At 64.4% G+C, this 24,732-nt stretch carries 18 protein-coding genes; 10 read left to right on the top strand and 8 right to left on the bottom strand.

The window, feature by feature from the left end; genetic code table 11:
* Positions 1-47: 47 nt before the first annotated feature.
* From BGRAMDRAFT_RS08980 to BGRAMDRAFT_RS08970, 3 genes are all read left to right on the top strand, one after another.
* Positions 48-2,033, top strand: coding sequence for a DNA topoisomerase IV subunit B (locus BGRAMDRAFT_RS08980; RefSeq protein ID WP_006048396.1), 1,986 nt, complete (start codon positions 48-50; stop codon positions 2,031-2,033).
* 58 nt (positions 2,034-2,091) lie between these two features.
* The gene (gene parC / locus BGRAMDRAFT_RS08975; protein ID WP_006048395.1) at positions 2,092-4,416 is read left to right on the top strand and encodes a DNA topoisomerase IV subunit A; all 2,325 of its coding nucleotides are present in this window, start codon (positions 2,092-2,094) and stop codon (positions 4,414-4,416) included.
* 319 nt (positions 4,417-4,735) lie between these two features.
* Positions 4,736-5,194: a CopD family protein gene (locus BGRAMDRAFT_RS08970; RefSeq protein ID WP_006048394.1), complete on the top strand. Its 459-nt coding sequence runs from the start codon at positions 4,736-4,738 to the stop codon at positions 5,192-5,194.
* 5 nt (positions 5,195-5,199) lie between these two features.
* On the opposite strand, the gene BGRAMDRAFT_RS08965 is transcribed toward BGRAMDRAFT_RS08970, so the two are convergent.
* The 6 genes from BGRAMDRAFT_RS08965 to BGRAMDRAFT_RS08940 form a co-directional block, all read right to left on the bottom strand.
* Positions 5,200-6,408 (bottom strand): chromate transporter, encoded by a 1,209-nt coding sequence (locus BGRAMDRAFT_RS08965; RefSeq protein ID WP_006048393.1) that lies wholly within the window; start codon positions 6,406-6,408, stop codon positions 5,200-5,202.
* 195 nt (positions 6,409-6,603) lie between these two features.
* Positions 6,604-8,952 (bottom strand): bifunctional diguanylate cyclase/phosphodiesterase, encoded by a 2,349-nt coding sequence (locus BGRAMDRAFT_RS08960; protein WP_006048392.1) that lies wholly within the window; start codon positions 8,950-8,952, stop codon positions 6,604-6,606.
* Positions 8,953-9,561: 609 nt separating this feature from the next.
* Positions 9,562-10,464 (bottom strand): PhzF family phenazine biosynthesis protein, encoded by a 903-nt coding sequence (locus tag BGRAMDRAFT_RS08955; protein WP_006048391.1) that lies wholly within the window; start codon positions 10,462-10,464, stop codon positions 9,562-9,564.
* A gap of 189 nt (positions 10,465-10,653) precedes the next feature.
* Positions 10,654-11,118 carry a RidA family protein gene (locus tag BGRAMDRAFT_RS08950; protein WP_006048390.1) on the bottom strand — a complete coding sequence of 155 codons (465 nt, stop codon included), beginning with the start codon at positions 11,116-11,118 and terminating at the stop codon, positions 10,654-10,656.
* Between the two features lie 79 nt (positions 11,119-11,197).
* Positions 11,198-12,394 carry an aminotransferase-like domain-containing protein gene (locus tag BGRAMDRAFT_RS08945; RefSeq protein WP_006048389.1) on the bottom strand — a complete coding sequence of 399 codons (1,197 nt, stop codon included), beginning with the start codon at positions 12,392-12,394 and terminating at the stop codon, positions 11,198-11,200.
* A 75-nt stretch (positions 12,395-12,469) separates the two neighbouring features.
* The gene (locus BGRAMDRAFT_RS08940) at positions 12,470-13,168 is read right to left on the bottom strand and encodes a VOC family protein (RefSeq protein ID WP_006048388.1); all 699 of its coding nucleotides are present in this window, start codon (positions 13,166-13,168) and stop codon (positions 12,470-12,472) included.
* 457 nt (positions 13,169-13,625) lie between these two features.
* Between BGRAMDRAFT_RS08940 and BGRAMDRAFT_RS08935 the strand changes: the two genes are divergently transcribed.
* Together BGRAMDRAFT_RS08935 and htpG are read left to right on the top strand one after the other, a co-directional pair.
* Positions 13,626-15,086 (top strand): aminotransferase-like domain-containing protein, encoded by a 1,461-nt coding sequence (locus BGRAMDRAFT_RS08935; protein ID WP_006048387.1) that lies wholly within the window; start codon positions 13,626-13,628, stop codon positions 15,084-15,086.
* 97 nt (positions 15,087-15,183) lie between these two features.
* Entirely contained in the window at positions 15,184-17,082 is a 1,899-nt protein-coding gene (gene htpG / locus BGRAMDRAFT_RS08930; RefSeq protein ID WP_006048386.1) for a molecular chaperone HtpG, read from the top strand.
* 106 nt (positions 17,083-17,188) lie between these two features.
* Here the strand turns inward: htpG and BGRAMDRAFT_RS08925 are convergent, their stop codons facing one another.
* Positions 17,189-17,458, bottom strand: coding sequence for a hypothetical protein (locus BGRAMDRAFT_RS08925; RefSeq protein WP_006048385.1), 270 nt, complete (start codon positions 17,456-17,458; stop codon positions 17,189-17,191).
* Positions 17,459-17,752: 294 nt separating this feature from the next.
* Here BGRAMDRAFT_RS08925 and BGRAMDRAFT_RS08920 point away from each other — a divergent pair, with 294 nt between their 5' ends.
* A complete protein-coding gene (locus BGRAMDRAFT_RS08920; protein ID WP_044020662.1) occupies positions 17,753-19,627 on the top strand; it encodes a tetratricopeptide repeat protein in 1,875 nt (624 codons plus the stop codon).
* Between the two features lie 13 nt (positions 19,628-19,640).
* Positions 19,641-21,365 carry a hypothetical protein gene (locus BGRAMDRAFT_RS08915; protein ID WP_006048383.1) on the top strand — a complete coding sequence of 575 codons (1,725 nt, stop codon included), beginning with the start codon at positions 19,641-19,643 and terminating at the stop codon, positions 21,363-21,365.
* A gap of 87 nt (positions 21,366-21,452) precedes the next feature.
* On the opposite strand, the gene BGRAMDRAFT_RS08910 is transcribed toward BGRAMDRAFT_RS08915, so the two are convergent.
* Positions 21,453-21,959: an OmpA family protein gene (locus BGRAMDRAFT_RS08910; RefSeq protein ID WP_006048382.1), complete on the bottom strand. Its 507-nt coding sequence runs from the start codon at positions 21,957-21,959 to the stop codon at positions 21,453-21,455.
* A gap of 238 nt (positions 21,960-22,197) precedes the next feature.
* Here BGRAMDRAFT_RS08910 and BGRAMDRAFT_RS08905 point away from each other — a divergent pair, with 238 nt between their 5' ends.
* From BGRAMDRAFT_RS08905 to BGRAMDRAFT_RS08895, 3 genes are read left to right on the top strand one after another with little or no spacing between them, the layout of a single operon-like run.
* Positions 22,198-22,917, top strand: coding sequence for a chorismate--pyruvate lyase family protein (locus tag BGRAMDRAFT_RS08905; RefSeq protein ID WP_006048381.1), 720 nt, complete (start codon positions 22,198-22,200; stop codon positions 22,915-22,917).
* Positions 22,918-23,391 carry a DNA-deoxyinosine glycosylase gene (locus BGRAMDRAFT_RS08900; RefSeq protein WP_006048380.1) on the top strand — a complete coding sequence of 158 codons (474 nt, stop codon included), beginning with the start codon at positions 22,918-22,920 and terminating at the stop codon, positions 23,389-23,391.
* Positions 23,388-24,311: a class I SAM-dependent methyltransferase gene (locus BGRAMDRAFT_RS08895; RefSeq protein WP_006048379.1), complete on the top strand. Its 924-nt coding sequence runs from the start codon at positions 23,388-23,390 to the stop codon at positions 24,309-24,311. Before BGRAMDRAFT_RS08900 ends, BGRAMDRAFT_RS08895 begins: the two co-directional genes overlap by 4 nt.
* Positions 24,312-24,732: the final 421 nt, after the last annotated feature.

Here is a 24,732-nt window from a genome sequence, read left to right as displayed (position 1 = left end):
TCAACCGGACCTGTGGACAACGATGAACCGACGCACCCGAGTCAACCATGTCCACGAAAAAGCCAAACGCCGCGTATAGCGAAGCGTCGATCAAGGTGTTGAAGGGTCTCGAGCCGGTCAAGCAACGGCCCGGCATGTATACCCGCACCGAGAATCCGCTGCACATCATTCAGGAAGTCATCGACAACGCGTCGGACGAAGCCCTCGGCGGCTACGGCCGGCAAATCACGGTCACGCTGCACGCGGATCATTCGGTGTCGGTCGAAGACGACGGCCGCGGCATCCCCTTCGGCCTGCATCCGGAAGAAGGCGTGCCGGTCGTCGAAATCGTGTTCACGCGCCTGCACGCGGGCGGCAAATTCGATAAAGCCGCTGGCGGCGCGTACACGTTTTCGGGCGGCCTGCACGGCGTCGGCGTGTCGGTCACCAACGCGCTGTCCACGCGCCTCGACGTCACCGTATGGCGTGACGGTAAGGTCGCCGCGCTCAGCTTCGCCAACGGCGACGTCGCCAAACCGCTCGAAGTGCGCGCCGCAGCCAGGGGCGAAAAGAAGTCGGGCACGCGCGTGACCGCATGGGCGAATCCGAAGTACTTCGATTCGCCGAATCTGCCGCTCGGCGAACTGCAGCGTCTGCTGCGCTCGAAAGCGGTCTTGTTGCCGGGCGTCGAAGTCACACTCGTCAACGAGCGAACCGGGGAACAGCAAAGCTGGAAATACGAAGACGGCTTGCGCGGCTATCTGCTCGAAGGCATGAGCGGCAGCGACCTGCTGATTCCGCTTTTCGAAGGCGAGCGTTACGCCGAAAACTCGCGCGCGAACGAAGAGACGTTTGCCGAAGGCGAGGGCGCGGCGTGGGTCGTCGCGTGGAGCGAGGAAGGGCCGCTCACGCGTGAGTCGTACGTCAATCTGATTCCGACGCCCGCGGGCGGCACGCACGAATCCGGCTTGCGCGAAGGCTTGTTCCAGGCGGTCAAGAGTTTCGTCGAGTTGCACAACCTGCAGCCGAAGGGCGTGAAGCTGCTCGCCGAAGACGTGTTCGCGCGCGTGTCGTTCGTGCTGTCGGCGAAAGTGTTGGACCCGCAGTTCCAGGGGCAAATCAAGGAGCGTCTGAATAGCCGCGACGCGGTGAAGCTCGTGTCGTCGTTCGCGCGTCCCGCGCTGGAATTGTGGCTCAACCAGCACGTCGAGCACGGCAAGAAGCTCGCGGACCTCGTCATCAAGCAGGCGCAGGCGCGCACGCGTGCCGGGCAAAAGGTCGAGAAGCGCAAGAGTTCGGGCGTGGCCGTGCTGCCCGGCAAGCTGACCGATTGCGAATCGACGGAAATCGGCCGCAACGAGTTGTTCCTCGTCGAGGGCGATTCGGCGGGCGGCTCGGCGAAAATGGGCCGCGACAAGGAGTTCCAGGCGATCCTGCCGCTGCGCGGCAAGGTGCTGAACACGTGGGAAACCGAGCGCGACCGTCTCTTTGCGAACAACGAGGTGCACGACATTTCGGTGGCGATCGGCGTCGATCCGCACAGCCCCGACGACAAGATCGATCTGTCGAATCTGCGCTACGGCAAGATCTGCATTCTGTCGGACGCGGACGTGGACGGCTCGCACATCCAGGTGTTGCTGCTCACGCTGTTCTTCAAGCACTTCCCGCAGCTGATCGAACGCGGTCATGTGTGCATCGCGCGTCCGCCGCTCTTTCGCGTCGACGCACCCGCGCGCGGCAAGAAGCCCGCGCAGAAGCTGTACGCACTCGACCAAGGCGAGCTCGAGGCGATTCTCGACAAGCTGCGCAAGGACGGCGTGCGCGACACGCAATGGTCGATCAGCCGCTTCAAGGGGCTGGGTGAAATGAGCGCCGAACAACTGTGGGATACGACGATGAACCCGGACACGCGGCGTCTCACGCCGGTGGCGCTCGGCGAGCTCGACTACGACGCCACGGTCGCGCGCATGACCATGCTGATGGGCAAGGGCGAAGCGGCGTCGCGCCGCAACTGGCTCGAAGAAAAGGGCAATGAAGTCGAAGCGGATATCTGAGCGGTGCAAGCCAGCGCTCCCGCACGAAACCTCACGCCAAACACGATACGGATTCTAGATGGACGACGATAACACTCTCGACCTTTTCACCGAGCCGCCGCCGCCCGAAGGCGACTTCCTGACGCTCGGCAATTACGCGGAGCGCGCGTATCTCGACTATGCGGTGAGCGTGGTCAAGGGCCGCGCGCTGCCGGATGTCTGCGACGGCCAGAAGCCGGTGCAACGCCGCATCCTGTTCGCGATGAACGACATGGGTCTGTCCGACAACGCCAAGCCGGTGAAGTCGGCGCGCGTGGTCGGCGACGTGCTCGGTAAGTATCACCCGCACGGCGACCAGTCGGCGTACGACGCGCTCGTGCGTCTCGCGCAGGATTTTTCGATGCGCTATCCGCTGATCGACGGCCAGGGCAACTTCGGCTCTCGCGACGGCGACGGCGCGGCGGCGATGCGGTACACCGAAGCGCGCCTGACGCCGATCGCGAAGCTGCTGCTCGCCGAAATCGACCAGGGCACCGTCGACTTCATGAAGAACTACGACGGCGAGTTCGACGAGCCGCGGCTGTTGCCCGCGCGTCTGCCGTTCGTTTTGCTGAACGGCGCGTCGGGCATCGCGGTCGGTCTCGCGACTGAAATTCCGTCGCACAACCTGCGCGAAGTCGCGGCTGCCACGGTCGCGATGATCCGCAATCCGAAGATCACGCACGCGGAGTTGATGGAGCATGTGCCGGGGCCGGACTTCCCAGGCGGCGGCCAGATCATTTCGAGCGAAGCGGAAATCTCGGCGGCGTATGAAACGGGCCGCGGCAGTCTGAAGGTGCGTGCCCGCTGGAAGATCGAGGACCTCGCACGCGGCCAGTGGCAACTGGTCATCACCGAATTGCCGCCGAACACGGCCGCGCAGAAGGTGCTCGAGGAAATCGAGGAGCAGACCAATCCGAAGATCAAGCTCGGCAAGAAAGCGCTCACGCCCGAACAGTTGCAGGGCAAGCAGACCATGCTCGGCCTGCTCGACGCAGTGCGCGACGAGTCGGGCAAGGACGCGCCCGTGCGCCTCGTATTCGAGCCGAAGTCGAGCCGCATCGATCAGACGGAGTTCGTCAACACGCTGCTCGCGCATACGAGTCTCGAGTCGAACGCGTCGCTGAATATGGTGATGGTGGGCGGCGACGGCCGGCCGCGTCAGAAGGGCTTGAGCGAAATCCTGCACGAGTGGATCGCGTTCCGTTTCGCCACCGTCACGCGCCGCACGCGTCATCGTTTGACGAAGGTCGACGACCGGATTCACATCCTCGAAGGGCGGATGATCGTCTTCCTGAATATCGACGAAGTGATCCGCATCATTCGCGAGTCCGACGAACCGAAGGTCGCATTGATGGCCGCCTTTGGCTTGTCCGACCGGCAGGCCGAAGACATCCTCGAAATCCGGCTGCGTCAGTTGGCGCGGCTCGAGAAGATCAAGATCGAGAAGGAACTCGCGGAACTGCGCGACGAGAAGGCGAAGCTCGAAGAACTGCTCGGCAGCGAATCGGCGATGAAGCGTCTGCTCATCAAGGAAGTCGAAGCCGACGCGAAGCAATACGGCGACGAGCGTCGCACGCTGATCCAGCAGGAAAAGCGCGCGACGTACGAAGCCCGCGTGGTCGACGAACCGGTCACGGTCGTGGTCTCGCAAAAGGGCTGGGTGCGCGCGCTGAAGGGGCACGGCCTCGACACGGCGGGCTTCACGTTCAAGGCCGGCGACAGTCTCTACGCGGCGTTCCAGTGCCGCACGCCGGACACGCTCATCGCCTGGGGCAGCAACGGGCGCGTCTATTCGGTCGCGGTGGCGTCGCTGCCGGGCGGCCGCGGCGACGGCGTGCCGGTCACGTCGCTGATCGAAATGGAGTCGGGCAGCCATCTGATGCATTACTACGCGGCTTCGGCGGATCAGGCGTTGCTGCTCGCATCGAGCAACGGCTTCGGCTTCATCGCGAAGGTCGGCGACATGGTGAGCCGCGTGAAGGCGGGCAAGTCGTTCATGACGATCGACGCAGGCGCCGCGCCGCTCGCGCCCATGCCGATGCTGCCGGACGCGACGCAGGTTGCGTGTCTGTCGTCGGCGGGTCGCCTGCTGGTGTTCGGCATCGACGAAATGAAGACGCTGTCGGGCGGCGGCCGCGGCGTCACGCTGATGGCGCTCGACGACAAGGAAACGCTGGTGCAGGCGCTCGCCATCAACGCGGCCGGCGTGATGCTGATCGGCGCGCGCCGCGGCGGTCGGCTGGACGAAGAAAAGCTGAGCGGCGCCGCGCTCGCCGCGCATGTCGGCAAGCGGGCACGCAAGGGCCGTGCGCCGGAGAGCAAGCTCAAGCTCGAAGGCATGCGTCCGGTGCCGGTTGCCTGACGAAGATTCATGTTGAAAGCGGCCGACGTCTGCTAGCATGCAAGGCGCTGGCCGTGCAAGTCATTGCAGTACAGCGCATTGCAGTACAGCGCGCGGCAAATTCGGGGGCGGCGTCGCGGTATCGAGTCGAAGTACCAGCGAAGTAGCAGGTCGCGGTACTTCGTCGAGACATCAGCCGCGCTGCAATAACAACAAGAAAAACGACGCAAGCCACGGGCGTTTTGGAACTGCACGCAGGGCGTGCGGTCGAACGCGCTCAATAGCCGCTGCTCATATCATTCGGCATAAGCGGTGTGGCGTCGTCGGAGAGGAATACAACATGAACAAGGCTATCGAACTCGCGCTCTTTCTACATCTGCTCGCAGTCGCGGTGTGGGTGGGCGGGATGATCTTCGCGCACTTCTGCTTGCGCCCCGCCATAGCCGATCTCTCGCCGCAATTGCGCTTGCCGTTGTGGGAATCGGTGTTTGGCCACTTCTTCAATTGGGTGGCGGCTTCGGTGCTCGTCATTCTGCTGACGGGCGGTTTCCTGCTGATGCAATTCGGCGGCGGTCACGCCACCTGGCCGTTGCATGCAATGGCCGGCCTCGGCATCGTCATGATGCTGATCTTCGGGCATATCCGGTTCGCCGTATTTCCGCGCATTCGCCGCGCAGTGCAGGCGCAGAAGTGGCCTGACGGCGCGCAGGCGGTCGGCACGATCCGGCGTCTCGTGCTGATCAACATCGTGCTCGGTGTCGTGACGGTCGGCTTCGCGGTGCTGTCACGCGGATTCTGATCGCGCTAAGCCCACGCGCCATACGCAAGCCATAGTCCGCACGCAATCGCCACGGTGCCGTACACCGCATACACGGGCAGCTTGAGCTTCGCGAAGCACATCGCCGAGAACACGGCGGTCAGCAGATAGACCGGTTGCAGCGGCACATGTCCGGCGATTCGCAGCACGGCCACCGCGAGGAACGCCGTGGTGACGGCGCGCAGAATCCGCATGCCATGCTCGAATCGCGGATTCATTTTCAACTGATGCAGATGCCGCTGCGCCAGCACGACGAGGCATCCCGACGGCACGAACAGCGCGAGCGTGGCGAGCAGCGCGCCCGCCCAGCCGTCGACGAGATAGCCGAAGAACGGCACCACGTTCAGCAGCGGTCCGGGCGAGATCGGCGACAACGAAAAAGCCAGCGTGAAGTCGTTGTCGGAGACGCCGATGGTCGGCGTGACGAACAGCGTCTTGAGCACCGGCAACGCGGAAAAGCCGCCGCCGAAGAGCGTCATGCCGGCGCCGGCGAGCCGCGGCCATAGCAGCGCGAGATCGTAGCGATGCGGCAGCGGCAGTGCGAAGAGCAGCACGAACACGCACAGCATGCCGAGTATCTGCCAGTCGCCTCGCGAGAACGACACGACAAAGCGCGTGCTGCGCACGGGGCTTACCACCCAGCCGGCGCCGAAGGCCGCGCTCAGCATCAGCACATAAGCCGCCGGGCTGTGTGCATAGAAGAGCGCGAAGCAGCCGACCACTGCCGCCGTCCATTCGAGTTTGCCGCGCACGAGCGCGCGCGTCTGCTTGTACCAGGTGATGCCGATCAGCGTGGCGAGCACCACGCTAAAGTGATTCAGCAAGGTCTGCGACGCGAAGGTGCGCACGAGCGGCGTGCGGTAAAAGATCGCGAAGAGCGTCATCAGCATGAAGAAGGGCAGCACGCTTGCAATCCCCGCGACCCATGCGCCGGCACGTCCGCGCAGCGCGTGTCCGAGCTGCACGGCAACGTTGCAGCCCACCGGCCCCGGCACCATCCACGCAAGCGCGATCAGATCGGAGAACGCGACTCGCGAGAGCCGGGCCTCGCGCTCGACGTAGTGATTCTCGAGCTGCGCCATTAGCGCGAGGCCGCCCCATGACAACGCCGACAGGCCGAGCACGACCTTGAACAGCGTCCATAGCGGTTCCCGCTCCCCTCGTCTTGCAGCTTCGTGGCTTGTTATCGTGTGCATGGCGCCACGGGCGTCCGCGAGGCGGGCGCCCGTCCTGTGATCCTTTGATGTTGCGCGCGGCCGGCCGGTCCGACGGCATCGCGCGAGAACGCAATACAGCGAGAATGTAGCCGGTTTTGCGCGGCCGCGGTATGGATGGGCTTGCAAAGCCGCGGCGTTAGATGAAGCCCTCGGCGCGCGCCTTCAGCACCCTGTCTAACCGTTCGTGCTGGTGCTCGTGCTGTTTGCTTCCTGAACCGGGCGCCGGCCGGCCATGCCGCACACGCCGAAACGTTCGAGCAGCGCGGGAATCGCGTCGACCGGAACGGGGCGCGAAAACAGAAAACCTTGTGCTTCGATATGGCCGAGCGCGGCGAGCCATGCAATCTGCTCTTCGGTTTCCGTTCCTTCGACCACCACCGTGAGCCCGAGCGAGCGCGCCAGATTGACGATCGCGGTGACCATCACGCAGACGCTGCGGTCGCCCGGAATAGCCTGGACGAACGAGCGGTCCACCTTCAGCGTGTCCACCGAAAAACGGTTCAGATACGAGAGCGACGAATAGCCGGTGCCGAAGTCATCGAGTGCAATGCGCACGCCGAGACGCTTGAGCGCAAAGATTTTTTCGGAGACGAGTTCGGGATACTCCATCATCGCCGTCTCGGTGATTTCGAGTTCCAGGCGGCGCGCGGAAATGCCGCTTTCCTCGATGGCGTGCGAGATCGTCTCGTACAGATCGCCGCGCCAGAACTGCACCGCCGAAATGTTCACCGCGAGCGACAGCGTGTCGTAGCCTTGCTGCTGCCAGACCGCGAGTTGCCGGCACGCGGTCTCGATCACGAAGTCGCCGATCGGCACGATTAGTCCCGTGGACTCCGCGACGGGAATGAACTCGTTGGCCGGAATCAGACCGTGCTGCGGATGATTCCAGCGCACCAGCGCCTCGAAGCCGGTGATGCAGCGGCGCGTCAGATCGATCTTCGGCTGATAGGCGAGAAAGAGTTGCCCTTCGGCGAGCGCCACGCGCAACTGCTGCTCCCACTTCATCAGATGGTCCGCGCGATGCGAGAGTTGCGGCGAATAGAACTGGTAGCAGTTCTTGCCCGCGTCTTTCGCGCTGTACATCGCGAGGTCGGCTTTTTTCAGCAGATCGATCTCGCTTTCGTTCGCCACCGAATAAAGCGCGATGCCGATGCTCGCATGAAGCACGAAGGAACTGCCGCGCACTTCGAACGGTTTCGCGAACGCCTCGGCGGCCGCTTCGGCAAGCGCCACCGCGCGCTTTTCCACGTCCTCGCCCTTGATCACGACCACGAACTCGTCGCCGCCGATGCGGCTCAACGTGCCGCCGTCCGCGACCGCCGTGGCGAGACGCGAGGCCGTCATTTGCAGCACGATATCGCCGGCGTTGTGGCCGAGCGTGTCGTTGACCGTCTTGAAGTTATCGAGGTCGATAAAGAGAATCGCGAGATGGCCGAGGTTGTGCGGCTGCGCCACTTCCTGGCGCAGGGTGCGCAAGGTCGAATAGCGATTGCGCAGGCCGGTCAGCAGATCGTATTCGACCAGGTGCGTCATTTCGCGCTCGCGGCCGAGCAGTTTGCCGATCAGACCCGTTGCGACCGCGAAGAAGCTCAGCATGGCGAGCGAGATGAAACCCGCCATCAGCAGATAGACGTTGCGCGTGTGGTTGTAATCGGCGAATTCCTCGGCTTGCGAGAGGCCCACGAGCACGCCGAGCGGATAGCCGTCGATATGCCGGTACGACACGATGCGCGTGACGTTATCGAGCGAATCGACGTAGGTGCCCGACACGTGTTCCGAAGTCGGATACGAGCCGCTTGCCGAAAACGTGCCGCTCGCGTTCACGACGCTGCCGGTGCGCCGCGCGAGCACGGTGCCGTTGTCGGAGATCACCGCGATCACGCCTTCACGGCCGATTGCCGCGTTGTTGTAGAAGTCGCTCGTGAAATAGCTCGGGTCTTCCGACACGACCACGACCCCCGCGAACGAGCCGTCCGGATGATTCAGACGCCGCGTCATCTGCAAAGTCCAGTGGCCGGATACGCGGCCGAGCACGGGCTTGCTGATATACAACTGGTCGTCGTTTTCGTGCTCGTGAACCTTGAAGTGCTCGCGATCCGACAGATCGATACGCTTGGGATTCAGTTCGGCCGTGTTGGCGATGAGTTGGCCGTGCTCGTCGATCAACGACACCTGCACGAGCGTCTCGCTTTGCACGACGCCTTTTTCCACCGTGCTGGCAAGGTCGAAACGCCCCGGCGTTTTCTCGAACTCGTATTTGACGAAGCGCGTGATCTGATCGACCTGGTGAATCGCCTTGATCGTATGCTGCTCGAGCGCCGCTGAGAGAATTGCGGCAGACGCCATCGCTTCGCGATTGGTGGCTTCTTTTTCGACCGAAAGACGCGCGAAGATCACAGTCCACAGCAGGATCAAGACGAGCACGCCGAGCGCGGGAATGGCAAGCAGCGCGCGACGGCGCGATACAGCGGGATCGCGGCGGCTTCGGGCTTCGCGCTGATCGGAGAAGCGGGGTTTGCTCATCAGGCGGCCCGTGCCCAGCTGCCGGCCGGTTGCGAACGCGCGAGCGTGGACTGCGCTGTTTTCATGGGTGGCTGCATGGAGTTGCCGGAACTGCTGCGCAAGAAGAAACGGCGTGGTTTCGCGCCTGATCGTCTGCACCGGGCCGGGTACGTTTCGATATTACTTAATGCCACTGGATTAAGGAAGGGTCCCGGCATCGGGTATACGCGGGCGCGGTCCGCGGCCGTATAAGGGCTATTTTGCGGGCTGTTTTGCGCTTCGCTTATAGGTTTGCTTATAGGCTCGCTTTCAGGTTCGCTTTCGAATCCGCTCCATGCCCGGGCGGCCCGCGAATCCGGGCACGCGCGGGATCGGATGCTGGCGGTCGTTGTATTCGGATGATCCATCGGGATTCGGCGCTCCGGCATGGCGGCTTGTATCTGCGTGATCTTTTGGGCGGTTTGGTTATCCGTGCCGCATCGCGCGAGCGCGGCAAACGGCTTTTTGTGGCTAAACGTGCTTAAGCGTGGCTAAAAGAGGTGAGTCGCGTACGGCTTATCGTCATCGACTTGCAGCGGCATCGCCATTGCTTTAGCAGGGCTCGCGGGATGCCAGCAAACGACGGGCCGCTCACGGCATGCGGAACGTGCCGTCGACGACCGTCACCGACGATCCGCCGATCCACGTCTTGCCGTTTGCGTCGTCGTAGCGCACGAACACCTGGCCGGCGCGTCCGAGCGCGGTGCCCTGGCGCGCGGTATAGCTCACGCCAGGCCGCAAATTCTGCGCGCTCAACAGACCCGCGAGCGCCGCATTGGCACTGCCGGTAACAGGGTCTTCGCCGACGCCGAACGCGCCGCCCACCATCAGGCAACGCACTTCGAAGGTGGCGGGGCCACCGGCATCGTGCGGACCGTACGCAGCGACGCCGTGTGCGCCGACCGCGCGGACGATGTGCGCGAGCGCGGCCGCGTCGGGCTCGAGCGCCAGACAATCGCGCGCCGAATTCATTCGCACGATGAGCCACGGCGCGCCGTTATCGACGGCAGACGGCGCGGCGCTGAAATCAATCGCGTTGCTGCGCATCGCCGCGGAAAGCGCGGCGTACTGCTGTTCGGGCAACGGCACGACGCGCGCGGGCGGCGCGGCGAACGCCCACGCGCCGTGCGCCTCGCCCGGACCTTCGCTGTCGGATTGCAACTCGACGAGCCCAACGCCGCATTGCTGGATGAGCTTGCCTGGCTGCTTCGGCTGATAGCCGCTTTCGAGCAGCGCGTGCGCGGTGCCGAGCGTCGGATGACCGGCAAAGGGCAATTCGCCGTGCGTCGTGAAGATGCGCACGCGATAGTCGGCGGCCGGATCGGTCGGCTTCGACAGAAAAGTTGTTTCGGACAGATTGGTCCAGTGCGCGATCGCCTGCATCTGAGCGGCGCTGAGCGCGTCGGCGTCGAACACGACGGCGAGCGGATTGCCTTTGAACGGCACTGACGTGAATACGTCGACCTGCTTGAAACGAACTGTGTTGGCGGGCATCGGGCGTGGTCCGTCGATCCTGCGGTTGGTATGGTTCGCGGATTCTATCTGCTGCCGCCGGAACGATCCACCTCGCCACAAATGCAAAACGCGCCGCGGGTGCCTGGCACCTCGCGACGCGTTCTGTCGAGCGCCCGGCCGAACCGCGCCTCGCGCTCGTAACGCTGCGTGAATTTATGCGACGCCGCGTTACTCGACTTCCGCGATCATCTCGATCTCGACGCATGCGCCGAGCGGAATCTGCGCGACGCCGAATGCCGAGCGCGCATGCTTGCCGCGCTCGCCGAACACGTCGGCGATCAGTTCGGACGCGCCGTTCGTGACCAGATGCTGCTCGGTGAAGTCGAGCGTGGAGTTGACGAGACTCATCAGCTTGACGATGCGCTTGACGCGGTTCAGGTCGCCCACGTGCGCGTGCAGGGTCGCAAGCAGATCGATGGCGATGGAGCGCGCGGCCACTTTGCCTTCTTCAGTGCCGATGTCGGCGCCGAGCTTGCCCGCCCACACCTTGCCGTCTTTCTTCGCGATGTGGCCGGACAGGTACACCGTATTGCCGCTTTGCGCGCTCATCACATAAGCGGCGGCCGGCGCGCCGGCGTTGGGCAGTTCGATGCCCAGTTCCTTGAGCTTGTCGTACACATTCGTTTGAGCCATGTTGTCCTCGGTCGGTAGTGAAAAACGGAAGAAGCGGAAGCGGGCGAAAACGCAAAAGCGGGCGATGGCCCGCTTGCCTTTACAGCTTCGCGCGGATCAGCGCCGCGAGACGCGCCACGCCTTCGTCGATCTTGGCCGGCGGCACCGTGACGAACGACAGACGCAGCGTGTTGTGCTGCGCCTCGTTCGCGAAGAACGGACCGCCCGGCACGAACGCGACATTCTGCGCGACGGCTTCCGCGAGCAGCTTCATGCTGTCGATCTGCGCGGGCAGATTCACCCACACGAACATGCCGCCTTCCGGGCGATTCCACGTCACGCCTTCGGGCATATAGCGCTCGAGCGAGTTGAGCATGGCCGCGCACTGGTCGCGATACAGCTCGCGAATGGTCGGCACATGCGTGTCCAGAAAGCCGTCCTTGATCACTTCATGGACGATGCGCTGCGTGAAGCTCGGCGTATGCAGATCGGTGGCCTGTTTGGCCTGCACGAGTTTGAAGATCAGCTCTTCGGGCGCGATGATGTAGCCGACCCGCAGACCCGGCGCCAGCACCTTCGAGAACGAACCGAGGTGGACGATGTGATCGGGCGCCATCGACAGCATGGTCGGCAGCGGTTCGCCCGCGTAATCGAGCGCACCGTACGGGTCGTCTTCGATCACCGGGAACGGCGCGGTTTTCGCGAACGCGGCAAGCGCGCGGCGGCGCTCGACCGGCAGGCGGCGGCCCGTCGGATTCTGAAAATTCGGTTGTGCGTACAACAGGCGCGCGCCGGCGGTGAGCTCCGGCGTGAGTGCTTCGGGGATCAGCCCGTGTTCGTCGGTCGGCACCTGGATGTAGCGCGGCTCGTACATCGAGAACGATTGCAGCGCGCCGAGATACGTAGGCGTTTCGACCAGCACGGGGCTTTCCGGACACACGAGCACCTTGCCGAGCAGATCGAGCGCCTGTTGCGAGCCGGTCGTGATCAGCACCTGACTGGCGCGGATCTGTGCGCCGTTCACCGAATAGCGCGCCGCGACCCATTCGCGCAGCGGCGCGTACCCTTCGGTCGCGCTGTACTGGAGCGCGGCGGCGGGCGCGTCGCGCAGAATGCGGTCGGACGCTTCGCGCATGCGTTCAGCCGGGAACGTGGCCGGCGAGGGCAGGCCGCCCGCGAACGAAATGACTTCGGGCCGTTCCGTGACCTTCAGAATCTCGCGGATCGCCGAGCTCGTGAGCTTGCGTGCGCGTTCGGACAATTGCCACGTGGGGGCTTTCAGGTCGCTTTGGTCCATGGTCTCCTCTGCTGGTGTCTCTGGAACCGGTCAAAACTTCGATTATCGCGCGAGTCGGCGACCCGCGCGCGCTGCTTATTTAAGGGTCCGTAGACCGCTCGGTGTTTCAAATTCGGCGACGAGCGCGGCGGGGCCGTCGGTCGCCTGCACGTCGATCAGATGCGCGGCGCCCAGCCACTGCAATTGCGCCGCCACCGTATCGGCTTGCGGATGCACGCCTTTGAGCGCTTTGAGCGCGATGCCGGTCTCGGGCAATACCGTCGACGGATGCCGCGCCGTGTCCCACTGGATCAGCGACGGCAGCACGCCGTCGCCGGCGCCTTGCCAGGCGGGGAAAGCGCCGTCTTCCGGCACCGACAGGCCCCACGCGAAGTCGCCGCGCGTGAGCGGCACGATCGGTGGAATGCGCTGCGGATATTGCGCTTGCCACGTCGGCAGATGCTTCGGCCGGTCGACGCGGGCAACCCAATGCGACAGATACGGGCCATTTTCGAGGCGAGCGTGGGTCGCCGGGGCGTCGAGCGCGAAGAGGCGCGGGCGGGGCGCGGCGGTTTCCGTGGCTTCGCGGGCGACGTCGGCATGCGGGTCGACGGCGATCACTTCCAGATACGCGCCGCCCCACAGGTTCAGCAGCCGGTTGTGCGTGCGCATTAACGGATGCGCGCCGCCGCCGGCCGGTTCGACCCCGAGGATGTCGGCGACGTACTGCACGCCTTCGTCGAGCGTGCGGGCGGAAACGACGAGATGATCGAGACGTAGCGGATGTGCGGTCATTGCGGATCGGGAAACGGGTTTCTACGGTAGGTCTGGCCTGCGCCGCGTGCCGGTTGCGGCGTGCCGGTTGCGCGCGCGCCGGGGTCGTAAGCATAACCGTTCGCGGGCGCGGCGCATCGGCGGGTTCGGCGATGGGCGGGCTGCGTGGGCTGCGCGGGTGAATTTCGCGCTGGCTTTAGTGGTTTGAGGTGCGTGCTGGCTCGGTTGCTTGCTTGCCCGCTCGTCGGTGCTGTCTGCTGGTTGCTGACTCGCGCCATGACGTTGCGGTGAGCGGATCCCCGACCTGATGCACGGTCCGCCAGGCGCTTTCGGTATGCTGATCGCCACCCAGCCTCACGCACCGCCCGCCAGCCGCTCCCCGCCAGCCAGACCACTTTCTGTCTCAAATGTACCGGCGACGACCTGCACAGTAACGGTACAATCGATTCGATACCGTTCGGTACAGTTGGAGCCCGTCATGTCCGTCCCGCTTACGCAGATTCCCGCCCCGCACGACACGGCGTCGCTGACGCTTGTCGAGCAGCTCGTGCAGTGGGCGCGCCGCCGCATCGAGGAGCGCGTGTTCCGTCCCGGCATGCGCATGCCGTCGATCCGCAAGCTCGCGCTCGACAAAGGCGTGTCGCGCTTCACCGTGGTCGAGGCGTATGAGCGGCTCGTCGCGCAGGGTTACCTGGAGTCGCGGCGCGGCTCGGGTTTCTTCGTGCGCGAGCGATTGGCGGGCACGCCAGGCGCGGCGGTCGCGGACATTCGCCCGGCCGCGCACGCGAGCGCGCCGGCCACCATCGACGTCGTCTGGCTGCTGCGCAACATGCTGCACACCGGCGCGCGCCCGGAGCGCAGTCCGGGGCTCGGCTATCTGCCGGCGCGCTGGCTCGACGGCGAGCTGATCACCAACGCGCTGCGCACGCTCGGCCGGCAAAGCGGCGCGCAGATGCTCGGCATCGGCACGCCGCTCGGTTTTCTGCCGCTGCGTCAGCAATTGCAGACGCGTCTCGAGGAACTGGAGATCGGCGCGTCGCCCGATCAGATCGTGATGGTGTCCGGCGTCACGCAGGCAATCGACCTGATCTCCCGCATTTATGTGAAGGCGGGCGACGCGGTGATCGTCGGCGATCCGGCGTGGTTCCAGATGTTCGGGCGCTTTGCGTCGCAGGGCGCGCGGCTCGTCGGCATGCCGTACACGCCGGACGGCCCCGATCTCGACGCGCTCGAATCGCTCGTGCAAACGTGGCGGCCCAAGATGCTGGTGATCAACTCGGTGCTGCAGAATCCGACCGGCACGTCGCTGACGGCCGCGCAGGCGTTTCGCATTTTGCGACTGGCGGAGGCTTACGACTTCATCGTCGTCGAGGACGATATTTACGGCGATCTATGCCCGCCGGGCTATACGGGCACGCGGCTCGCGAGCCTCGATCAGCTAAAGCGCGTGATCTACCTGGGCAGTTTTTCGAAGACGCTCGCGCCGAATCTGCGCGTCGGTTTTATTGCGTGCGCGCCCGAGGTGGCCAAGGCCGTCAGCGACCAGAAGATGCTGGTCGGCATGACGAGTCCGGAGTTGAACGAGCGCGTGCTGTACAAGATTCTGACCGAAGGACACTACCGGCGCCATGTCGAGCGGCTGCGGGCGCGGCTCGACGGCGTGCGCGAAAAATCCGCGCGGATGCTGGAAAAGACCGGCCTCAAGCTCTTTCTGACGCCGACGGCGGGCATGTTCGTGTGGGCGGACACGGGAGTCGACGCCGACGGACTCGCCGCGGCCGGCCACGAAGCCGGCTTTCTGCTCACGCCCGGCAGCCTTTTTTCGCCGCAACAATCGCCGACCACGTGGATGCGCTTCAACATTGCCAATTGCGGCGATCCCGAACTGGCGACATTTTTGTGCCGCTATCTCGACGGCGTTGCGCGCCGCGCCTCTTGAAACCGCGCGGATTGTCCTTATTTAGGCGGACAATCCGGCGGCATTCGCAAGAACCGATTGGCAAAAACCCGATTCGCAACAGAGAGGAAGTCCGACCATGGCACAGAAACATGAGCTTTCAGCGAGTGAACAGCTTCTGCACCTGATGATCCATTCGCTGTACAGCAACAAGGAAATCTTTTTGCGCGAGCTGATTTCCAATGCGTCCGACGCGGCCGACAAGCTGCGCTTCGAAGCCATTGAAAACAGCGGGTTGTACGAGAGCGATCCGAATCTGCGCATTCGCGTGTCGTACGACAAAGAGGCGCGCACCATCACGATCGACGACAACGGCATCGGCATGAGCCGCGACGAGGCGATCGCGAACCTCGGCACGATCGCGCGCTCGGGCACCAAGGAATTCTTCGGCAAGCTGTCGGGCGACCAGCAGAAAGACGCGGCGCTGATCGGCCAGTTCGGCGTGGGCTTTTATTCGGGCTTTATCGTTGCCGACAAGATCACCGTCGAGACGCGCCGCGCCGGCTTGCCGGCGTCGGAAGGCGTGCGCTGGGAAAGCGCGGGCGAGGGCGACTTCGCCGTCGAGCAGATCGAGCGCGCCGCGCGCGGCACGACCATCACGCTGCATCTGCGTGCGGAAGAGGATGAACTGCTGTCGTCGCATCGGCTGAAGTCGATCATTCAGCGCTATTCGGATCACGTCGCGCTGCCCATTCTGATGAAGAAGGAAGAGTGGGACGCCGAAAAGAGCGCGATGGTCACGAAGGACGAAGACGAGACCGTCAATCAGGCAAGCGCGCTGTGGACCCGCGCGAAGAACGACATCACGGACGAGCAGTACAAGCAGTTCTATCAGCATCTGTCGCACGATCACCAGGACCCGCTGACGTGGACGCACAACCGCGTGGAAGGCCGCAGCGAGTACACGCAATTGCTGTACGTGCCGACGCACGCGCCGTTCGACCTGTGGAACCGCGATCATCGCGGCGGCCTCAAGCTGTATGTGAAGCGCGTGTTCATCATGGACGACGCCGAGCAACTGCTGCCCTCGTATCTGCGCTTCGTGAAGGGCGTGGTCGATTCGAGCGATCTGCCGCTGAACGTATCGCGCGAAATTCTGCAGGAAAGCCGTGACGTCAAGGCGATCCGCGAGGGCGTGACCAAGCGCGCGCTGTCGATGCTCGAAGAGTTGGCCAACTCGGAGAACGAAGCCGATCGCGAGAAGTACGGCGGTTTCTGGAAGGAATTCGGCCAGGTGCTGAAGGAAGGCATCGGCGAAGACTTCGCGAATCGCGAGCGCATTGCCAAGCTCGTGCGCTTTGCCTCCACGCATACGGAGACGCCCGAGCAGACCGTGTCGCTCGCCGACTACGTGGCGCGCATGAAGCCCGAGCAGTCGAAGATCTACTACGTGACTGCGGACACCTGGCAGGCGGCAACGCACAGCCCGCACCTCGAAGTGTTCCGCAAGAAGGGCGTGGAAGTGCTGCTGCTGACCGACCGCGTGGACGAGTGGATGCTGTCGTTCCTGAACGAATTCGACGGCAAGCCGTTGCAAAGCGTGGCGCGCGGCGACCTCGATCTCGGCGCGCTGAACGACGAGGAAAAACAGGCGCAGGAAAAGGTCAGCGAAGAACTCAAGCCGCTCGTCGAGAAGATGAAGGACGCGTTGAAGGACAAGGCCAAGGACGTGCGCCTCACGTTCCGCCTGACCGATTCGCCGTCGTGCCTCGTTGCCGACGAAGGCGAAATGAGCGGCTACCTGCAGCGCATGCTCAAGGCTGCGGGTCAGCAGGCGCCGTCGTTCCACCCGATTCTCGAAGTGAATCCGGAACACGCTCTCGTGAAGGGCTTGCACGCGGACAGCGCCAACTTCGACGACTGGTGTCACCTGCTGTTCGACCAGGCGTTGCTCGCCGAAGGCGGCGCGCTCGAAGATCCGGCCAGCTTTGTGAAGCGCACCAACACGTTGTTGCTCGCGCGCGCGAATGCCGCCTGATTGGGCGATGATTGCATAGCGTCGCGCAGACGCTTTATGTCCTCGCGACTCGGAATGCGCTGCTTCGGCAGCGCATTTTTTTCGCCTTCTCATTCGTGCGCGTGTTTTAACGCTCCAGTGTCAGCGCGTGTAAATGCCGCACTTGCGCAAGCACACTGCCGGCCAATTCCTTAGCCTCGAAACTCGAGTGGTGATCGGCGAGCACTTTTGCCGCGAGGCTGCCAATGGCCGCGCTGCTTTGCTTCGACGTGTGGTGCTGCGCGAGCGCCGAGCCGGCTAGCTCTTTCTCGATATGCGTGGCGCCCGGACGATGCAATACGACCGACGCAAGATGCGCGATCCGGTCAGATGTTTCCTTCGCGTTTGTAGTATTCAATCTGCCTCCCTGCTGCTAGTTGTTGATTTGCTGGACGCCCCTCGGCCGTCTTCGATCAGGGCGGAATTCATTATGGTTAACTAACTAAAATTTATCAACGACCATAAATTGAGATTGGTTTATGAGATGCCGCGCGCGGCATTATCTTGGGAATCGCGCTTCGAACCGGAGGCTTGAAGAACCACCTTGGTTCCTTCGGGCCGCTTTGTGTACCTGGCCGCGCGCGTCGAATGTGGAATGTGTTTTGTGACTCAAGCGCATACACCTGCGCAGCGCGGCATCTTGTAAATTTTTATGTCCGATTCCGCTGTGGCCGCCCCGGCCGTTATGGTCAATGTGACAACGCGTCTGGAGACCGTGCATCTTCTGTGGTCGATACTGCGCGAAGAGGGTTTCGAGCCCGCCATATCGCGTGCCGCCGAGCTGGCCGCCGCGGGCGTGACACCTCAATTGCACGCCGACCTGCACGCGAGCGCGGGGAATTTCGAGCTGGCGTATCACAGCGCATCGCAAGCACAAGCGGGCGAGAACGGCGCGCGCCATGCCCGCGTTGCGTTGTTCGCCGACGCACTCGGGCGCGGCGAAGTCGCGCGGCATCACAGTGAGCTGGCAGTCGCCGCGCAGCCGCCCACCGCGACGCTTGAATGGGCCGCCTGGCTCATCAACGATTGCGGAGCGCATTCCGCGGCGGCGCACATGTTACGCGCGTATCGGCAGCGCGAACCGGAGGATGCGCACGGGCCGTGGTGGCTTGCTATTTCGCTTGGCGCGCTAAGCGGCCCCGGTGTGCGCGACGAGCGGCGCGTGGCGCTCGCGCAAGCTTATACGCTCGACGCCGCTGTCGACCCCGCGTTGCCCTTGCAACTTGCATTGGCTTTGCGCGAGGCGCGCGACTGGGCCGCGCTCGAACATCTTTCCCGCGACATGCTGACGCGCAATCCCGCTGATGCGGAAATGGCCTGGCAGCTCAGTCACGCGCAATGGCAATGCAACGACGCGGCGGCCGCCGAGGCGACCATGCGCGCCGCTAACGCCGCTTCGCCTGGTAACGCAGACGTACTCGCCGCGATCGGCTTCTATCTGTGCGAGCAGGCGCGCTACGAGGAAAGCGAGGCCATGCTGCATCAAGCCCTCGCGGCGAACCCCCACGCGGTGACGCCCGCGGTCGATCTCGCCGATCTCGAACTGCGGCGCGGCTTCTGGACAAGCGGCTGGAAGCGTTTCGAGGCACGCCTCGCGCGCGACGACCGCGAGCCGAACAACATCGTTTCGGTCATGGCGCGCCTCTGTCCGCGTCGGCGCGGCGAGACGCTCGCGAGCAAGACGCTCGTGGTGCACAGCGAACTGGGCAATGGCGATGACATCCACATGGTCCGCTATGTGCCGCAACTCGCTGCACGCGTGCGCGCCGAGGGCAGGCGGCTCGTGCTGTGCGTGCGCAAATCGTTGCAACCGCTGCTTGGTCGTTTCTACGAGGACTGTGTATCGATCGAGGACGGCCCGCTCGGCGCGCCCGATTACAGCCTGCCGATGATGAGCTTGCCGCTCGTTTTGAATTTGCAGCCAGAGCAGGTGCGCGGCGGTGCCTATCTTCGCGCCGATCCGGGCAAGGCGGCGCTCTGGCGCGAGCGGCTTCGCGCGCACGCGCCGCAAGCGCGGCTGCATGTGGGCCTCGTGTGGGCGGGCAGCCCGACGCATCGCCGCGATGACAAGCGCTCGATTGCGCGCGCTGCGCTTGAGCCGCTGCTGTCGCTCGCCGATGTCGCGTTCTATTCGCTTACGCCAGGACGCGCAGCCGACGTCGCTGTGATGACCGCGCAGGGGCATCGCGTATTCGATATGACGGCGGATTATCAGACGGGTTTCGACGATGTCGCAGCTCACCTTATGGCGCTCGATGCGCTCGTCACGATCGACAGCGCGCCGCTGCATCTCGGCGGCGCGCTCGGGCGGCCGGTGTTGGGCATGCTCGATCACGTGCCGCATTGGGCGTGGGGCAACGAGGAGACGCAAGCCTGGTACGACTCGCTGGAACTTTTCAGGCAGCCGCAGCCTGGGCAATGGGCGCCGGTGGTCGAACGCGTGACGGCGCGTCTGCAAACGCTGATGGCTGAGGACGCAAGCAACGTCGTTTCTGGCGCCGTCGCGCATCCCGTTGCGAACGGTTGATGGCGAGCCAGTCATGAGTAGTCCAGCATCAGCGGGTTCGTCCCCGAGCCAGAAGCTGTCAGACGATGCCGACGCATTGCATCAACTCGGTCTTGCGTCTTTCCGCGACGGCGCGCTCGAGCTAGCCTGCGAGCAACTCGATCGCGCATTGAATGCCGCACCGGAGCGAGCCGACATCTGGGAGCACCGCGGGCTGCTTGCGGCGCTGCGCGGCGACCGGATTGCGGCCGAGGCGTTCTATTATCGGGCGCTCGGCATGAGCGGCGGCAGTGCCAGTCTGCATCGGAATCTCGCGGACTGCCTGAAGGTTTCTGCACGCCTCGGCGAGGCGCGCCGGCATTATCTGAGCGCGCTCAGTTTCGAGCCGACGCTGCATCATGCGGTTCGCGCACTCGCGGAAATCTGCACGCAGCGAGAGCAGCATGCCGAGGCAGCGGACTTTTGGCTGCGTGCTTGGGCGTTGGACGCGTCGAACGTTGCAGACGCGTCGGCGCTGATCGCGGCATTATCCAAAGCTCAGCGCGATCCGGAACTCCACGCGCTATTGCCCGCGCTGCGCGCACGTTGTTCTGCCGATTCCGCGGCGCTTCGTCAACTCGCGTTCGCTTTGAACAGCGCGCAGCGTTTTGCCGATGCGCTCAGCGTCGCGAGGCAGGGCATCGGCGTCGATCCGCACGACGGCTGGCTGCATCACAACGCATCATTTGCACTCAACATGCTGGGCGAGTTCGAGCAGATGCACAGGCATAGCGCGGAGGCCGCGCGCCTGATGCCCGGCAATGCGCTGATGCAGTTCAACCTCGCCGCGGCACAGCTTCGCGCGGGCGATTTCGAGCAAGGTTGGAAGCAGTATCGTTGGCATGACGAACTGCCCGAAAACCACAGCCTGGTTCGGCCGGCTTATCCGCAGTGGCAAGGCGAGCGGTTGCTCGGCTGCCGGTTTCTGCTGGTCGGCGAACAGGGACTGGGCGATCAGATCCAGTTTCTGCGCATGGCCGCCTGGCTGCATCGGCGAGGCGCGCAAGTGGACGTCTGGGTCGACGAGCCGCTCGGCGAAGTAGCGCGCCACGCGGCCGGCGTGCATGCCGCGTGGACCACTGCGCCGCCTGGTCCGTACGACTACTGGTGCCGCATGCTGCAGATGCCCGCGCGTATGGACCTGGAACTGTGCATGTTGCCGCTCGCCACGGCGTACCTGCAAGCGGAGCCCGCGAAGCTGCAGTTCTGGCGTAACCGAGTGCAGGCGCTAAGTACCGGGCAGGCGCATCGGCCATTGAGAAAGCGCGTGGGCATCGTATGGGCAGGCAATCCTGGATATGAACTCGATCGCTATCGGTCGATTCCGCTTCGACAATGGCGGGCGCTTCTCGATCAGCCTGGCGTGCGTTGGTTTTCGTTACAGAAGGGCGACGTGCAACACGACCCGGCGGTTGGGCCAGAGGGTATAGAGATACATATGTTCGGCCCTGAGATTCATGGCTTCGCGGACACGCTCGCGATCGTTCAATCGCTGGATCTTGTAATCACGGTGGACACGGCGGTTGCACATCTGGCGGGCGCGTGCGGCACGCCGGTCTGGGTGCTGGTGCCCACATTCACGGATTGGCGCTGGATGGTCGCGCGCGACGATAGTCCGTGGTATCCGTCAATGCGCCTTTTCCGACAGCGCGAGTTGAACCAGTGGGACGCAGTGCTGGCTGATGTCGCGCAAGCGCTGCGGGAGTATGTCGGGGAATGAGCCGGATGCGTGGGGCGCATCCGGCTTGAGGTTTGCGACCCGGCGCGATGCTCCGGGTTTCGGGCGGCCGGGCCGAAGACGATGCCTTTACTTCTTGCCCATCAACGTTTCCATCGTCTCGCCGCGCACGACGATTTCCGTGCGACGGTTAAGCGCGCGTCCTTCCGGCGTGTCGTTGCTCGCGATCGGATTGTTGTACGCATTGCCCTTCGTGCGGACACGCTCCATCGGCACACCGCGTCCGACAAGCGCGTAACCCACGGCGACCGCTCGCGCTTCCGAGAGTTGCTGGTTGTATTCGAGCGTGCCGACATTGTCCGTATAACCTTCGACGATGATCGGTTTCTTGCTGCGCTTGAGCAGCACGGCGGAACGGTCGACGACCGCGCTCGCATCGGCGCGCACTGCCGACTTGTCGAAGTCGAACAGCGCTTTCTCGGGCAGCTTGACGGCGACGCCGTCCGCGACGGGCGCGACCTCGATGCCCGCGGCCCGGTTCAACGACGTCTCGGTGTCGCGGTTCAGCGGCGCGCTGCAACCTGCCATCAACAGTACCGACATTGCGCAGGCGCTGGCAGCCAGAAGTTTTTTCATGTTTGTCCTCTCGTTCGTTTGCGGATCAGGGGCGAGCCCGTCGACAGTGGGCGAATCGCCGGTTCGTAAAGCACGGAGGTTGTATCGTGCGTCGCGGTCGGCAGAGAATCGGACCTTTCCGAAATCGAGGGCATGATTCAGCGGTTTGATGCTTATGCGGCCGTTATCGCTGATTGGCGGAAAATGCGCGTGCGCGCTAGGGAATGGTCCGACAGGCGCGCCGTTATAATCCGAATCCATGTCTATCCGTTTCGATGCCGCCGACGCGCACTGGCGCGTCGCTCCCTTGCCTGGCTTTAGCGCTGCGCAGAAAGACTGGTTGACCCGCGGTGGTTCGTTGACCGCGCATCTGCGCGCGCTCGGCGCGGTCGCGGTGCGCGTCACGCGTGAAGGCGTGGCCTTGCCGTGGGCCGACGAGCACGCCGCGCTGGGTCTTCGCATGCGCTCGCCGGTGTGGTTGCGCGAGGTCGTGTTGTCGGTCGATGCCGTGCCGTTCGTCGCCGCGCACAGCGTCGCGCCTCTCGCCGCGAGCGTCGGCGTGTGGCAGGCCACGCGGCGTTTGCGCACGCGGCCGCTCGCCGAACTGTTGTATAGCGACAGCGGCGTCGCGCGTTCGGCGCTGGTCAGCCGGCGCGTGACCGCGCGACATCCGCTGTACCGGCTCGCCGCGCGCGAAGTCGACGGGACGCCGCCGCATGCGTTGGTCGCGCGCCGCTCCGTGTTCGAGCGGCATGGCGCGCCGCTGATGGTCACCGAATGTTTTTTGCCGGCGCTGTGGGCGCATGTCGCCGCGCTGTCGAAGCGCGAGCGCGAGGTCCGTCCCGATTTGAACGCCACCGATGCGGCCGACGTGATTAACGCAGGCCATCCGCGCTGGCGCGAACACGGCCGCCCGCTCGAGCACACGGCTTCGCGCGCGCATCCCGCGACGCGTGCGGCCGGCGAACGGAGCCGCTGAATGTTGCGCGGCTTTCCTCCCGTCGTCGCGGCCGACACGCACACGCTGATTCTCGGCAGCTTTCCCGGCGAGGCGTCGCTTGCGGCGACGCAGTACTACGCGCATCCGCGCAATCAGTTCTGGCGCCTGCTTGGCGCGATACTCGACGAGCCGCTCGCCGAACTCGCTTACGAAGAGCGGCTGCGGCGGCTCCTGTCGCACGGCATCGGCGTGTGGGACGTGCTCGCCGCATGTCATCGCGAGGGCAGTCTCGATGCGGCGATCCGCAACGCGCAGCCGAACGACTTTGCTTCGCTGCGCGAGCACTCGCCGACGCTGCGCAAAGTCTGCTTCAACGGCAAGACCGCCGGCCGCTTCGCGCCCGTGATCGGCGCGGCGGGTTACACGACGCTCGTGCTGCCTTCGTCGAGTCCCGCGAATGCTATGCTCTCGTTCGATCAAAAATTGCGCCTGTGGCGCGACATCCTTACATGACGAAACTCATCAAGCGCGCGTCGGCTGAAGCGCGTGCATTCCGCAATCGCAACGCCGATGGCGCGGGCAAACACGCAACGGCGCGCAACAAGAATCGCGCGTCGCATAACAACGACCTGCGCGACGACCTCCACGACGCGCCGCAAATCGAAGCGCCGCGCAAGCCGCGCTTTGCGCCGGTCACGTTCTCGGAAGAGGGCGGCGTGCGCTATCTGCACTTCGGCACGGAATGGGTGCAAGGCGCGATGCGTCTGCGCAAGCCCGACCACATCGAGCTCGAATACGCGCAGCAAATGATGGCGTGGCTGCTCTTCATCCAAACGCCGAAGCGCATCGTGCAACTCGGGCTCGGCGCCGCTGCGCTGACCAAGTTCGCGCACCGCTTCCTGAAGCGCGCGAAGGTCGAGGCGGTCGAAGTGAACCCGGCCGTCGTAATCGCCGCGCGCACGATGTTCGAGCTGCCGCAAGACGACGCGCGCCTCACCGTGCACGAGACGGACGCGTGGGACTTCGTCAACGACCGCGCGAACCACGGCACGATCGGCGCGTTGCAGATCGACATTTACGATGCGACGGCGCGCGGTCCCGTGCTCGACAGCGTCGGCTTTTACCGTGCGGCGCGCGCGTGTCTGACGGATGCGGGCGTGGTCACGGTCAATCTGTTCGGCGATCATCCGAGCTTCGTGCGCAATATGAAACGCCTGAACGAAGCGTTCGACGGCCGTGTGGTCGCGCTGCCCGAAGTGCACGACGGCAACCGCATCGCGATCGCGTTCTCCGGTCCCGCGCTCGACGTGCCGTTCACGGCGCTGCAAGCGCGCGCGAAGCTGATCGAAGCCGAGCTCGGCTTGCCGGCGCGCAAGTGGATCAAGGGGCTGCAGGAGTCGACGGGACAGACGGGCGCGTCGTTCGCCATCTGATCCCGGCCAGTCGCAGGGAAGTGCCGGATCGCGAAGGTCCGGCATCGTAACCAGCCAACCGTCGCATTCCAGCGACACTTTGCGGGCCCGCCATCCGTCGCGCATCGAAGCGGCGCGGGACTCGCTCGACGATTCGGGAAGGTCGCCAGAACCACCAGCGCAACCGCGCAAACCACGAGCGTTCGACCACGGCGCCGTGCATCGGCGTCGGCTGCTTCAGTTGTTTCCACCTCCGCACCGGAATCCGCAGCGCCATCCGCCTCCGCTAAAACACCACCCCACGCACTCCAGCACCCGCGCCTTCGCCTCGGGGTCGTCCCTGCTTGACCGCACGTTCGCGGCTCCTATACTCTTTCGAAGCTTTCGGGGCACTCGTGTCCCATGCGGGGCGATCCTCCGCGGGCGTGCTACCGCGAGGCGG

Origin of the sequence: Paraburkholderia graminis C4D1M (assembly GCF_000172415.1) — a bacterium.
Lineage (GTDB): Bacteria > Pseudomonadota > Gammaproteobacteria > Burkholderiales > Burkholderiaceae > Paraburkholderia > Paraburkholderia graminis.
This window is presented reverse-complemented; position numbering and strand designations above follow the sequence as displayed.